General features: G+C 66.8%; 13 protein-coding genes. 12 read left to right on the top strand and 1 reads right to left on the bottom strand.

Features of this window, described 5'->3' with window-relative positions:
• Positions 1 to 12: 12 nt before the first annotated feature.
• The 5 genes from ABZX92_RS21350 (at position 13) to ABZX92_RS21370 (ending at position 3,648) form a co-directional block, all read left to right on the top strand.
• Positions 13 to 540 (top strand): YbaB/EbfC family nucleoid-associated protein, encoded by a 528-nt coding sequence (locus ABZX92_RS21350; protein WP_355561932.1) that lies wholly within the window; start codon positions 13 to 15, stop codon positions 538 to 540.
• Positions 540 to 866, top strand: coding sequence for a hypothetical protein (locus ABZX92_RS21355; protein WP_355561935.1), 327 nt, complete (start codon positions 540 to 542; stop codon positions 864 to 866). Before ABZX92_RS21350 ends, ABZX92_RS21355 begins: the two co-directional genes overlap by 1 nt.
• Positions 863 to 2,143 carry a hypothetical protein gene (locus ABZX92_RS21360; protein WP_355561937.1) on the top strand — a complete coding sequence of 427 codons (1,281 nt, stop codon included), beginning with the start codon at positions 863 to 865 and terminating at the stop codon, positions 2,141 to 2,143. Before ABZX92_RS21355 ends, ABZX92_RS21360 begins: the two co-directional genes overlap by 4 nt.
• Positions 2,140 to 3,339, top strand: a complete 1,200-nt coding sequence (locus tag ABZX92_RS21365) for a hypothetical protein (protein ID WP_355561940.1) — start codon at positions 2,140 to 2,142, stop codon at positions 3,337 to 3,339. The genes ABZX92_RS21360 and ABZX92_RS21365 overlap by 4 nt, the downstream gene beginning before the upstream one ends.
• Before the next feature lie 66 nt (positions 3,340 to 3,405).
• Positions 3,406 to 3,648, top strand: coding sequence for a hypothetical protein (locus ABZX92_RS21370; protein ID WP_355561942.1), 243 nt, complete (start codon positions 3,406 to 3,408; stop codon positions 3,646 to 3,648).
• Here ABZX92_RS21370 and ABZX92_RS21375 read toward each other — a convergent pair.
• The gene (locus ABZX92_RS21375; RefSeq protein WP_355561945.1) at positions 3,645 to 4,292 is read right to left on the bottom strand and encodes a DUF3159 domain-containing protein; all 648 of its coding nucleotides are present in this window, start codon (positions 4,290 to 4,292) and stop codon (positions 3,645 to 3,647) included. The two genes, ABZX92_RS21370 and ABZX92_RS21375, sit on opposite strands and share 4 nt — an antisense overlap.
• 126 nt (positions 4,293 to 4,418) lie before the next feature.
• On the opposite strand from ABZX92_RS21375, the gene ABZX92_RS21380 reads away from it, so the two are divergent.
• From ABZX92_RS21380 to ABZX92_RS21410, 7 genes are all read left to right on the top strand, one after another.
• Positions 4,419 to 5,630: an ROK family protein gene (locus ABZX92_RS21380; protein ID WP_355561948.1), complete on the top strand. Its 1,212-nt coding sequence runs from the start codon at positions 4,419 to 4,421 to the stop codon at positions 5,628 to 5,630.
• Between the two features lie 16 nt (positions 5,631 to 5,646).
• On the top strand, positions 5,647 to 6,975 hold the full coding sequence (locus ABZX92_RS21385; RefSeq protein WP_355561951.1) for an ABC transporter substrate-binding protein: 1,329 nt from the start codon (positions 5,647 to 5,649) through the stop codon (positions 6,973 to 6,975).
• A 13-nt stretch (positions 6,976 to 6,988) separates the two neighbouring features.
• Positions 6,989 to 7,963 (top strand): sugar ABC transporter permease, encoded by a 975-nt coding sequence (locus ABZX92_RS21390; protein WP_355561954.1) that lies wholly within the window; start codon positions 6,989 to 6,991, stop codon positions 7,961 to 7,963.
• Complete coding sequence (locus ABZX92_RS21395; RefSeq protein ID WP_355561956.1) at positions 7,960 to 8,853, top strand: carbohydrate ABC transporter permease; 894 nt, start codon at positions 7,960 to 7,962, stop codon at positions 8,851 to 8,853. The genes ABZX92_RS21390 and ABZX92_RS21395 overlap by 4 nt, the downstream gene beginning before the upstream one ends.
• A complete protein-coding gene (locus tag ABZX92_RS21400; protein WP_355561959.1) occupies positions 8,850 to 10,118 on the top strand; it encodes a 6-phospho-beta-glucosidase in 1,269 nt (422 codons plus the stop codon). Before ABZX92_RS21395 ends, ABZX92_RS21400 begins: the two co-directional genes overlap by 4 nt.
• Before the next feature lie 5 nt (positions 10,119 to 10,123).
• Positions 10,124 to 11,143 carry a BadF/BadG/BcrA/BcrD ATPase family protein gene (locus tag ABZX92_RS21405; RefSeq protein ID WP_355561962.1) on the top strand — a complete coding sequence of 340 codons (1,020 nt, stop codon included), beginning with the start codon at positions 10,124 to 10,126 and terminating at the stop codon, positions 11,141 to 11,143.
• 953 nt (positions 11,144 to 12,096) lie between these two features.
• A complete protein-coding gene (locus ABZX92_RS21410; RefSeq protein ID WP_355561965.1) occupies positions 12,097 to 12,858 on the top strand; it encodes an SGNH/GDSL hydrolase family protein in 762 nt (253 codons plus the stop codon).
• The last annotated feature ends 109 nt before the right edge of the window (positions 12,859 to 12,967 follow it).

Genomic DNA, 12,967 nt, shown 5'->3' on the forward strand with positions numbered 1-12,967 from the left:
AGGGGGCCTGCATTGACCGATCCACACCGGCTGCTCTCGGACTATGAACAGCGCACCGCCGCGCTGCTCGAACGAGCCGAAGAAGCCAAGTCCCAGATCGCGAACCTGACCGGCTCGGCGTCCAGTTCGGACGGCGCCGTGACCGTGAGCGTCAGCGCCGGGGGTGCGCTGCTCAGCCTGTCGTTCGGTTCGAAGGCAGACGACCTGCCCAAAGACCGCCTGGCCGCGCTCGTGATGTCCACCGCGAAGCAAGCCCAAGCCCAGGCCGTCGGCCAGATCACCACGATCATGGCGCCGGTCATCGGCGACAACAGCGACGCGATGCGGTTCGTCGAGTCCCAGATCCCGAAGATCGACGTCCCGGACGAGCCCGACGACGCGCCTGCGCCGCCGCGCCAGTTCGTGGTGAACGAGGAACAGCAGGACGCGGCGGCAACCCAGCCCGCCTCGCCGCCTGCCCGGCCTGCGCGCCGTCCGGTCGAGGACGACGACACGGACTACGACCAGCGCGACCCCTTCAAGAAGGAAGGTGGCTGGTGATGTCCGGCTTCCAGGTCGACCTGCAAGCTCTCGAAGCCCACGAGCGCGAGCTGAAGGCCCTCATCGCCGGACTCCCCGGTGCGGCCGACGCGGCTTCGGACTACATCGGCCACCCGCAGGCGTGGGGCGTCGTCGGCATGTTCTTCGCCGAGATCATGCGGAACTGGACGGACGACGCCGGCGAGTACGTCGACACCGTCAAGAAGGCCGGCGACTCCGTGGTGGAGAGGTTCTCCGGCATGCGCCAGACCTATGCCGACCACGAGGAAGCCATGGCCCAGATGTTCGGCAAGCTGCGTGAGGGCCTGGACGGAGCACAGCCGTGAGCGACGACGGACCCAAGAACATCGGAGAGCTGAACCCGCTCAACGCGACGGAGGGGTTCGACCCAGGCAGCCTGGCCGAGTTCTCGAACTTCGACAGCCCGACGCAGGCGTGGGACTCGGCAGGCATCTTCACCAGCTCCGCCAACCTGATCTACGACGGCGTCAAGGGCGACTGGACCGCGGTCCTCGGCGACGCGGTCGGACTCGGCATGGACCTGCTCGGGTTCGTGACGGACCCGCTCGGCAGCCTGTTGTCGGCCGGCATCGGCTGGCTGATCGAGCACATCGGGTTCCTCAAGGAGGCTCTCGATCTCCTGGCGGGAGACCCGGACGCGGTCAACGCGATGGCGGCGACGTGGAGCAACATCGCCAAGCGCATGCAGGAGACCGCCGACAAGTACTCCAGCACGCTCAACACGTTGAGTGCCGCCCAGGGCGCCGCGATCGACGGCTACCGCAAGGCAGTGCAGGACTTCTCGAACGTCGTGAAGGGCGGCGCCAGCCACGCGACCTCCGCCGCACAGGCGATGACCGTCGCGGCTTCGGCGGTCGGTGTGGTCCGCGGAGCGGTCCGGGACGCCATCGCGAGCTTCGTCTCGAACGCGATCATCAAGTTCGCGGCGGCGACCGCGTTGGCACCGGTCACCTTCGGCGCTTCAGAGGCCGCCTTCATCGCCGACACCGTGGCCGAAGGCGCGATCACCGCCGGCAAGAACGCGAAGAAGATCAGCAAGGTCGTCAAGCAGCTCGAGAAGGTCGCCGACGAGGCCAAGAACTCGCGGAACATGATCAAGGGCACGACCAAGAACCTCGAGAAGACCGTCTCGAAGTACAACCAGGACGCGGTCAAGCACGCCAACAAGGCGCTGAACACGGCGAAGAAGGCGCAGGCCGGCAAGCTCGGCGCCGACGACCTGGACAAGCTCAAGGAACTGGGCAAGCACGGAGACGACCTGAAGGCCGCGAAGAGCGAGGCCGCCGAGTCCCTCGCGAACACGCGCAACGCGAACCTCCGCGATCGCATGCACACGGGAGACCCGCGCTTCGACAACGCGAACGACATGCTCGACGGCGAGGTCGGAGGCGTCTCGGTGCCGAAGGCTCCCAAGATCATCGCCAACGCGGGCGTCCAGGAGTGGAGCGACCAGACCCACCGCGAGGCCGACCAGCAGGTGAAGCAGGACGACAAGGACGAGGCCTGGCGCGAGTACTGGCAGCAGCAACGAGCAAACGCGGGCAAGACCGGTCCGTTCAGGCGCATGGCAGGCGACCTGTGATCGAACCGTTCGCGCGGAGGGCCGCCGGGCTGCTGCTGATCGCACTCACCGCGGCCCTCGCGCTGGTCGTCGCCGCACGGCTCGCCTCCTGGGAGAACGCGCTGGCTGCCCGGAATTCGGTGCAGCTGCTGGGATTTGGCGACATGGTTATCGGTGCCGTCGCGTTCTGGGCAGTCACGATCTCCGGGCTGTGGTGGCATCGACGCCGCATGCCCATGTGGCGGATCTGGGCTCGGTGGGCCGGGTTTCCCGGCGTCTTCCTGGCTCTGTTCGAGGCTTTCCGGATCACCGCCAATCACGGCAAGCCGATCGCTCTGCTCGTCGCGGCAGGACTGGGCGTGGTGTGCTGGGCGCTTGGCGAGGCGGTCGTATTCGTCATCACCCGGCCCGTCACAGCGGCCCTGCTCGCTTCGAACCTGGAGATCCCGTTCGTCACCAGGGGTCTCCAGGCGCGTCTGTGCGTGCGAGAGGACCGGCTGGTCCTGGACAGCCTGGCGTCACGGCTGAAGCGGTCACGCGATGTCGTCGCCGTTCCGTGGACGGCCCTGCGCTCGATCGACCTCGTCGAGCTCGACCAGGAGATGTCCTGTCAGGTCGTGATCTTCACTGGGTGGTCGCAAGGCACGACGCGCGAGTTCGACGTGACGCCCGGTCCCGCGTTGCACGTCGTCGGCACGGCGCGCGAGCTGCTCGTGCCGGTCACCGAGGAGGTCGGGCGAGCTGTCCTGCGTGCCGTCGAGATCCGGTCGGCCGGCGTGGAGGTCGAGGAAGCGCTGACCGAGGATCGGTGGCGGTGGCGGAGCGGTGTTCGCAAGACCGATGCCCTCAGCATTCGGGCAGGGCGTTTGGGCGCTCACCACCGCACCGACTACCGGCCTTACAAGATGACCGTCGTCGGAGCGTTCTTCTTGATGCCGCTCTTCATGCTGACGGGAACAGTGCTGTCGCTGCTCACCGGTTCGACGAAGTGGCAGAAGCAGTTTCACGTGATCAACGGCGCCATCAACCCGGTCTGGGTCGCCACGCTCGGCGTTGCCTCTGTCCTGTTCCTGTTCCTGCTCCACCGGTTCGTGCTGAAGCCCTTCTTCAAGTTCATGGAAGGGCAGAACTTCATCGAGGCGTTCCCAGAGCCGCCTGCACCGACGCAGAACACCGGGACGGTGCCGGGGTCCGGCAAGAAGCGGAAGAAGCATTGAGCCGTGGATTACAGCGGATCGTGCACGAGTCGTGACGTTCTGTCACCAGATGTGCCAAGGTGCCAAGTGATCCACGTACTCGCAGCAGGCCCCGATCCCTTCTTCCTGATGGGGTTCTTCGCCATCCCGTTCGCCATCGTCGTGGCGGTCATCGGAGTCATCATCAGCCGCAGGAAAAGCCGGACGCATCAGCAACAGCAGTACTGGGCCCAGCAGCAGTACTACGCGCAGCAGCAACAGCAACAGCCGTACGGCCCGCCGCAGCAGCACCCCTATCCACCGCAGCAGCAGTACTCGCCACAGCACTAAGCAGCGGACTCGGGCACCTGCGGATGACGGAAGCCGGGGTGGTCCGCGGGCAGCGCGCGCCGCAGCAGCCACCCCGACACCAGGATGCAGACGATCTGCAGCGGCCACGACAGCAGAGCCCGCACCGTGGCCAGCCAGACGACCTGGGCGTCCAGCCACAGTGGAGTGAAGACGGCGACCCGCAGCACGTACTGCCCGACCCAAGCCCATGAGGCGACTGAGTAAGCGCGCAAAAGGGCAGGATCTCGCCGCCACCGCGTCTTCTGCCCCAAAAGCGTTCCCACCACCACGCCGAGCAACGGCCAGCGCACCGCGATCGAGCCCGCCCACGCGAGGGCGGAGGCCACGTTGGACAGCAGCTGGATGAGGAAGAAGTCCTCGACGCGTCCGGTGTAGAGCGCCACCAGAGCCGCGGCCACGACCAGCAGCACGGACAACACGACGGCGCGGGGCTTTTCGCCACGCACGAAGCGAACTACGCCGATCACCACGCCGCACAGCACGGCGACCACCGCACCCGCGCCGATCGAGTGGCTCCACAGCAGCCAGCCCGCTACGAACGCCAGCGGTGGCAGGGAGGCGTCGAGGGCGCCGCCCCGGCCTCCGAGCAGTGATGCGAGCGACTCCTGGCGCACGTCGGTCATGCTTCCAGACTGCCTTAGGCGAACCTAAGTCAGGTAACGGACCTATATCGGGGATTGACCCGCGTGAAGCAGGTCACTACCGTCACCGGAAATCGTCTGGAAAGTTAACAGACAGGAGCGGACCTAATGCGTGCCGGAAGCCCACGACTGCTGCGGGAGATCAACGACCGCGCAGCCATCGAGGCTTTGCTGCGCAACGGGCCGCTGACCAGGTCGGAGTTGGAAGGCCTGATCGGTCTTTCCAAGCCGGCGACTGCACAGCTGCTCACCAGGCTGGAAGCCGGCGACTCCGTGGTCCGCAACGGACTGCGCGGCGGTGGACGCGGGCCGCGTGCCCAGCTGTGGTCGGTCAACGGGGCCCTCGCGCACATCGCCGCCATCGACCTCACCCCCGAGACGGTCGACATCGCGATCGCGGACATCTCCGGTGCCGTGCTCACCGAGCACAAGGCGCCGATGCCCGTGAAGCACGGCGTGCTCGAGGCGTTCGTCAGCGCGGTCGGCAAGGCGTGTGGGCAGGCAGGCCTCGCCCCCGACCAACTGCTGCACGTCGTCGTGGGCTGTCCCGGAGCGGTGAACCCCGCGAACGGCGAGCTCGCCTATGCACCACATCTGCCCGGCTGGAGCGGTTTCGACATGCCCGGCCGGTTGCGGGAGCAGCTCGCGACCTCGGTGAGCGTCGAGAACGACGTCAACCTCGTCGCGCTGGAGGAGATGGTCGCCGGCCGGGCCACCGAGGTGCGCGACTTCGTCGTCATCTGGCCCGCCGACCTCGTCGGTGCCGCCGTCGTGATCAACGGGGTGCTGCTGCGCGGCGCCTCCGGTGGCGCGGGCGAGATCGACGGGCTGATGATCCCCGACCGCGCGGCCGCCGACACCGACACGGACCGCTCCGGCGGTACGTACGGTGAGCTGCTCAGCAACGCATCGATCTGCAAGCTCGCCAGGGCTCACGGGCTCGCCGCGCGCAACGGTCACGGTGCCGTGCGCAAGGCGTTGGCCGCGGGACCTGCGGGCCGGGAGTTCATGGTCGATCTCGCCAAGCGCATCGCCACGGGCGTGGCTAGCGTCGTCGCGGTGCTCGACCCGGAACTCATCCTCCTGTCCGGCGACATCGCCCAGGCAGGCGGAACGACGCTCAACGACCTCGTTGCCGCGGAACTGCGGCAACTGGTGGTGCCGAGAACACCCGTCCAGCTGGCGTTGGTGACCGGGAAGCCGGTGCGCAGCGGCGCACTGCACTCGGCACTCGCCGTCGCCCGCGAAACGGTGTTCGGCCTCCCGGCAGCCACCACGGCTCCATTCCGCGGCCCTGTGGTCGCCGGGTCCCCACGTTGATCGAGAAGGAGTGCACATGCGCAAGCACACCCGTGCTGCCTTGCTCTGTGTCGCCGCAGCGCTGACCCTCACCGCATGTGCGGCGGGCAAGGGTGGCGGCGCGAATAACGACGCCGCAGCTGCTCCTGGCAAGGACGACAAGCTGACCCTCACGGTCTGGAGCAACTACTCCGACCGCGAGTACGAAGAGGTCACCAAGGCCCTCAAGACGTTCAACAAGAAGTTCCCGAACATCGAGATCAAGCACGAGGGCTCGCAGGACGACGACAAGATCACCGCGGGCATCCGGTCGGGCAACACGCCTGACGTCGCGCTGTCGTTCACCACCGACAACATCGGCTCGTTCTGCTCCACCGGCGCGTTCCAGCCGCTGAAGCCGTACCTCGACCGCGACAAGGTCGATCTGAACCAGATCTCGCCGGCCGTGCGCGACTACACCGAGTACAAGGGCAACCGCTGCGCGATGCCCATGCTCACCGACGTGTACGCCATGTACTACAACACGGGCCAGTTCGCCGAGGCCGGCATCACGGCCCCGCCGAAGACGCTGGACGAGCTGTTCGAGGACGCGAAGAAGCTGACCAAGAAGGCGCCGAACGGCGACATCGAGGTCGCGGGTTACCTGCCCACCATGGGCTTCTACGCCAACCGCCCGACCATCCTGGCTCCGAACTTCGGCGCCGAGTGGGCCACGGCGGACGGCAAGTCGGGCCTCGCCTCCTCCCCCGGCTTCACCGAGATGATGACGTTCCAGAAGAAGCTCGTGGACTTCTACGGGTTCGACCAGCTGGAGCGCTTCCGCGCGGGCCTCGGCCAGGAGTACTCCGCTGACCACGCGTTCCACCAGGGCAAGATCGCGATCATGATGGACGGCGAGTACCGCACCGCCTTCCTCAAGGCGCAGGCGCCGCAGATCAAGTTCAACACGGCTCCGTTCCCGACCTGGAAGCCCGCCGACTACGGCACCGCCTTCACCACCGGCACGATCATGGGCATTCCCAAGGGCGCCAAGAACCCCGGCGCCGCGTGGGAGCTGATCAAGCACCTGTCGTTCGACACCGACACGATCGTCGACCTCTCGAACGCCATCAAGAACGTCCCGAGCACCAAGGCCGCCATGGACGACAAGCGCCTGGAGGTCGACGAGCAGTTCAAGACGTTCATCGACCTGGCCAAGAGCGACAAGCTCAAGGGCAACCCGGTCACCCCGATCGGTGACGCGCACATCAAGGCCGTCACGGACTTCGCGGCCGAGTACACGTCCGGCAAGGTCCCGGATCTGGCGGCCGGCCTGAAGAAGGTCGACCAGTCGATCGACGACCAGATCGCCAAGAGCGGCAAGTAAGGGAATCTGCGCGATGACCGCCACGCTCGGCGCCCGACCCGCCCCCGGCAGGGGGCGGGCTCGTGCCCGCCACCGTCTCGCCGTACTCGGGTTCATGGCCCCGGCCCTCATCGGGTTCGTCCTGTTCTTCGGCTATCCGCTGATCGCCACGGTCGTCTTCTCCTTCACGAAGTACGACCTGATCAACGCACCGGAGTTCACCGGCCTCGACAACTACACGTTCATGTTCAAGGACGACCTGCTCATCAAGTCGCTCACGAACACGCTGTGGTTCGTCGTGGTGCTCACGATCGCGCGGACGGTGTTCGCGCTGGGCGTGGCGTCGGTCATCGCACGTCTCAAGTCCGGTGTCGGCCTGATCCGCACACTCTGCTACCTGCCCTCGCTGGCGCCGCCGGTGGCCGCGACACTCGTGTTCTTCATGGTGTTGCGCCCCAACGACGGCCCGCTCGACAAGTTGCTCGACATCTTCGGGCTGCAGAGCCCGCTCTGGTTCTCCGACCCGTCGTGGGCCAAGCCCGGCATCACCGCGATCATGCTGTGGATCTCCGGTGACCTGATGATCATCATCCTGGCGGCGATCCTGGACGTGCCGCAGGAGCAGTACGAAGCGGCCGAGCTCGACGGCGCCGGCCCGATCCGCCGCTGGTGGCACGTCACGCTGCCGACGATCTCCCCGGTGCTGCTCTTCGGCATCGTGAACTCGGTGATCCTCGCGCTGCAGTTGTTCACCCAGGCGGTGGTCGCGGGATCCGCGGCCTCCGGTTCGGCGGACACAACCGGTTCGACGAAGTACCTCGGATTCCCGGAGAACTCCACCCTGACGTTCCCGGTTTACCTGTACACCAAGGGTTTCCGTCAGTTCGACATGGGTTACGCCGCCGCGATGGCGACGGTGCTGTTCGCCATCTCGTTCGCCGTGACCATCGTGCTGGTGCAGCGGATGCGCAAGAACTCCTCGGCTGAAGAAGGGGGTCCGGGAGCATGACCGCCACGCTCACCAAGCCACCGGTGGACGTCTCCACCGAGCCGGAACAGCCGAAGAAACCCCGCGATGTCAGGGGAATCCTCAACTGGGTCGCCACGCACGCGCTCGGCATCGCGCTGGGCCTGATGTTCGCGACTCCGGTGGTGTTCGTCTTCCTCACCGCGGTGATGTCGGACAACCAGGCGTTCACCGCGGACCTGTGGCCGCGCGAATGGCACTGGGAGAACTTCATCGAGGTCTTCGACAAGGCCCCGCTGTTCCAGTACCTGTTCAACAGCCTCACGTACTCGCTGCTCGCGACCGCGGGCATGCTGATCTCGTCGATCCCGGCGGCCTACGCACTCGCGAAGCTCAAGTGGCGCGGGCGGAACGTGGCCTTCCTGCTGGTCATCGGCGCGATGATGCTGCCGCCGCAGGTCGTCGCGGTGCCGCTGTACGACACGTGGTCGTCGCTCGGCCTGACCGGCACGCTGGTGCCGTTGATCGCTCCCTATTTCTTGTTCGACGCGTTCAGCATCTTCTTGCTGCGCCAGTTCATGCTGACCATCCCGCAGTCCTATGTGGACGCCGCGAGGGTGGACGGCTGCTCGGAGTTCCAGGCACTGGTGCGGATCATCGTGCCGATGGCCAGGCCAGGCATCGCGGCCACCGCGTTGTTCTGCTTCCTGTTCACCTGGAACGACTACTTCGGCCCGTTGCTCTACACGGGCGAGGTGAAGGACCAGTGGACGCTCTCGCTGGCCCTCGCCTCGTTCAAGGGCATGCACATCGTGCAGTGGAACTCAGCAATGGCGGTGACGTTCCTGACGATGATCCCGGCGATCATCCTCTTCATCTTCGCCCAGAAGTCGTTCGTCAAGGGCATCACCTTCACAGGAGTCAAGGGATGAAACTCACCGTCGTCGGTGGCGGGTCCACCTACACACCGGAGCTGATCGACGGCATTGCGGGCCGTCGCACCAGCCTCGCGGTGGACGAGATCGTCCTCGTCGACCCGGACGAGCACCGTCTGTCGATCATCGGTCCGTTCAGCCAGCGTCTGCTGGACCACGCGGGCCACCCGGCGAAGGTGCGCACCACCACGTCCCTGGAACAGGGCGTAGAGGGCGCGTCCGCGGTGCTTCTCCAGCTGCGTGTCGGCGGCCAGGCGGCCCGAGCTTCCGACGAGACGTTCCCGCTCACGTGCGGGTGCGTCGGCCAGGAGACGACCGGCGCGGGTGGCCTCGCCAAGGCCCTGCGGACCGTGCCGGTCGTCCTGGACATCGCCGACCGAGTGCGCTCCATCGCCGGCGAGAACACCTGGATCGTGAACTTCACGAACCCGGTCGGCATCGTCACGCGCGCTCTGCTCCAGGCGGGCCACAAGGCGATCGGCCTGTGCAACGTGGCGATCACCTTCCAGCGCTGGACCTCGGGCCTGCTCGGCGTCGACCCGTCCTCGGTCGAACTGGAGCACGTCGGCCTGAACCACCTCACCTGGGAACGCGGTGTGTACGTCGACGGCGTCGACCGCCTGCCGGAGCTGCTCTCCCAGCACGCCGAGGGTCTCGCCGAACACATCGGCATCGACGCCTCGCTGATGCAACGCCTGAACATGGTTCCCTCGTACTACCTGAACTACTTCTACAACCACGACGAGGTCGTGAAGAAGCAGCTCACCGAACCCCCGCGCGCCGAAGTCGTGGCCACGGTGGAAAAGGAGCTGCTCGACATCTACAGCGACCTCTCCGTGGTCACCAAGCCGGAACAGCTCTCCCAGCGCGGCGGTGCCTACTACTCCGAAGCGGCCGTGCAGCTCGTGCACGCGCTGACGGGTGGCGCCGGCGCCGAGAAGCACGTGGTGAACGTCCAGAACAACGGCTCACTCCCGTTCCTCCCGGACGATGCCGTGATCGAAGTTTCGTCCACAGTGGACTCCAACGGCGGCGTCGCGCTGCCCGTCCGCCCGGTCGAACCGTCGATCTCCGGCCTCATCTCGCACGTGACGGCCTACGAATACCTCGCACTGGAGGCCGCGATCCACGGCGGCCGCGACCGAGTGGCGAACGCACTGCTCGCCCACCCGCTGATCGGCCAGCACGCCATCGCGGACCAGCTGGCCGATGAGCTGATCGCGCAGAACCGCGATCTGCTGCCGTGGGTGAAGGGAAACTGAAACCGATGACCGACCGGGTGCTCGCCATCGACGGCGGGAACAGCAAAACCGCAGTCCTGCTGGTAGACGCGGACGGCAAGGTGCTCGCGCAGACGCGCGGCCCCGGCGCCCCTCCGCAGACAGTGGGCATGAAGCGCGGCCTCGACGTGTTCGAAGCATTGGCACGCGAAGCCGCCGCTCAAGCGGGCCTGTCCCCCGACGAGCCGATCGCCTCGCACACAGCCGCCTACCTCGCGGGCGCCGACCTGCCCCGCGAGGAGGAGGACCTGACGCGAGAGATCACCAAGCGAGGCTGGTCTCCCTCTGTCGTCGTCGGCAACGACACCTTCGCTCTCCTGCGCTCCGGCACCGCGTCCGGCGTCGGCGTGGCAGTGGTCTGCGGCGCAGGCATCAACTGCGTGGGCGTAGCCGCAGACGGCCGCACCCACCGCTTCCCGGCCTTGGGCCAGATCTCCGGCGACTGGGGCGGCGGCGGCCACCTCGGCGAGCAGGCTCTCTGGCTGGCCGTCCGCGCAGAAGACGGCCGAGGCAAGCCCACCGAGCTCCTCCCCGCCCTGCTGTCCTACTACGGCGAGACCTCGATCTCCAACGTCGTGGAAAAGCTCCACTTCGAGGAGATCAAGTTCGACCCGCACCCCCTCAGCCCGATCCTCTTCGAGGTCGCCGCCGCGGGCGACGCCGTGGCCCAGGCCATCGTCGACCGCCTGGTCGAAGAGATCGTCCTGCTCTCCACCGTCTCCCTGAAGAAGCTCGACCTGGTGGACGAAGCCGTGGACGTCATCCTCGGCGGCGGCGTGATGACGGGCCAGGGCGAGTTCCTGCTGGCCCCGATCCGCCAGCAAATCCTGAACGTGGCGCCCCTGGCCCAGGTCCGCGTGGTCGACCTCCCCCCGGTGGTCGGCGCCGCTCTACTCGGACTCGACACCATCGGTGCCTCGCCGGGCGCGGAGCTGAGGCTGCGCTCGGCCTACGACGACCACCAGCCCTCCACCCCGTCCACTTTGGACGTGGTGGCCAGCGGCTGACCCAGACCCCGTCTCAGGGGGTAGATCGGCGGCGGCGCCCCCTGAGACGGTCCCAACCCCACTGCTCGGGGCAGATCGGCGGCGGCGTCCCGAGCAGTGGTCCCACCCCTTTCCGAGGGGGAGCTGATCGGCGGCGGCGCTCCCCCTCGGAAAGGTCCCACGGCCCCCGCAGCGACATCACGCGCCGATGTCGCTGCGGGGGTTTTCCACGTTGGTAGCAGTTATCAGCATTTTGATCATGAGTTGGCGGTACTTGCAGACGCCACCACGCCCGCCTACGGAACCGGTGCGTCCGTCGGAACGACGGCCACCGACGAGGCTGCACTGGAAGATGACACCACCGGCAAGTCCACCGAAGGCACCACAGTCGTCCCCACCACGCTGCTCCGAGGCTCCGAACCCTCCGGCCGAACCACCGGATTCGAATGCGGCGGCGGAGTGACCACCACCGGCCCCCGAGCACCCGAAGACGACGGCGCCACCTTCACCGCGGAAGGCACGGGAGTGAACTCCATCGGAGGCTCCTCCCCACCGAGCTGCTCCACCTCCGGCTCGTCAGGGGCCGCCCCAGACGGCCCGGGCACAGGAACAACCCCGGTCGACATGGCCACCCCGGCCAGCACCCCGACTGTGAGAAGCGCGACACCCAACGAAACGGTAGGAAGCGGCAATCCGTAACGCACCCGGCAGAAACTAGCGACCAAACAAGACGAATCCCCTCGAATCCCCATGGATCACCCGAGATCAGCCTCAAGCTCCACTCGATCGAGTGGTAAAAGAATCGTCACCCAAAGCGACAAATCCTACGATGCCGTAACCGACGGTGGCGTAACCACCGTTTCGTTGTGCATGCTAAGCAGTCGCCTGCGATCGGGAGCCGCAGGCAACGCACGGCAAGGCAGGGAGTCGCAAGAGTAGGGGGAACGCACGTGCTGCTGCGATGGAACAGTCTCGTGTCTCTGGGGGACAGCTTCACCGAGGGCATGGACGACCCGGGCCCGGGAGACACCTACGTCGGCTGGGCAGACCGCCTGGCCGGAATGATCGCCGAGAGAGCACCTGAGTTCAGATACGCCAACTTCGCGATCAGGGGCAAGATGCTCCAGGAGATCATCGACGAACAGGTCCCCCTGGCCATCGACCTCAAACCGGACCTCGTCACCTTCTGCGGCGGCGGCAACGACATCATGCTCCCGAACAGCGACCCCGATGCTCTCGCCGAGGTCTACGAGGTAGCGGTCGCCGACCTCAGAGCCGCAGGATCAGACGTGGTCATCTTCACGGGCTTCGACACCCGATCCACCCCGCTCCTCAGGAGCCTGCGCGGCAAGATCGCCATCTACAACACCCACCTGTGGTCGATCGCCGAGCGCTACCACTGCCGCATGGTCGATCTCTGGTCGATGCACGCACTGCACGACCGTCGCGCGTGGAGCGAGGACAGGCTGCACCTGTCCCCGGAAGGCCACCAGCGGGTCGCCCTGAGGACGGCGGAAGTGCTGGGCCTGACGGACGACCACGCGTGGGACGCACCGTGGCCCGCACTCGAACAAACGGACTGGGTCACCCAGCGCAAGGCCGACCTGAAGTGGGCGCGCGAACACGTCGTCCCGTGGATCGGCCGGACGCTGCGGGGCGAGTCGATGGGCGACGGCCTGGCGCCGAAGCGCCCAGAGCTGTTGCCGCTCGCCAGGTGCACCGAAGAGAACTTCTGACAAGCAGAACGGCCCGACCGGCAAACTCCCCCGAATGCCGGTCGGGCCTCTTCAACGCGGCCGCCTTACCCCCTCGGTAATCCCCCACTCGGCGGCCTGCACCTCCAAC

Source organism: Lentzea sp. NPDC006480 (assembly GCF_040611995.1).
Taxonomy (GTDB): Bacteria; Actinomycetota; Actinomycetes; order Mycobacteriales; family Pseudonocardiaceae; genus Lentzea.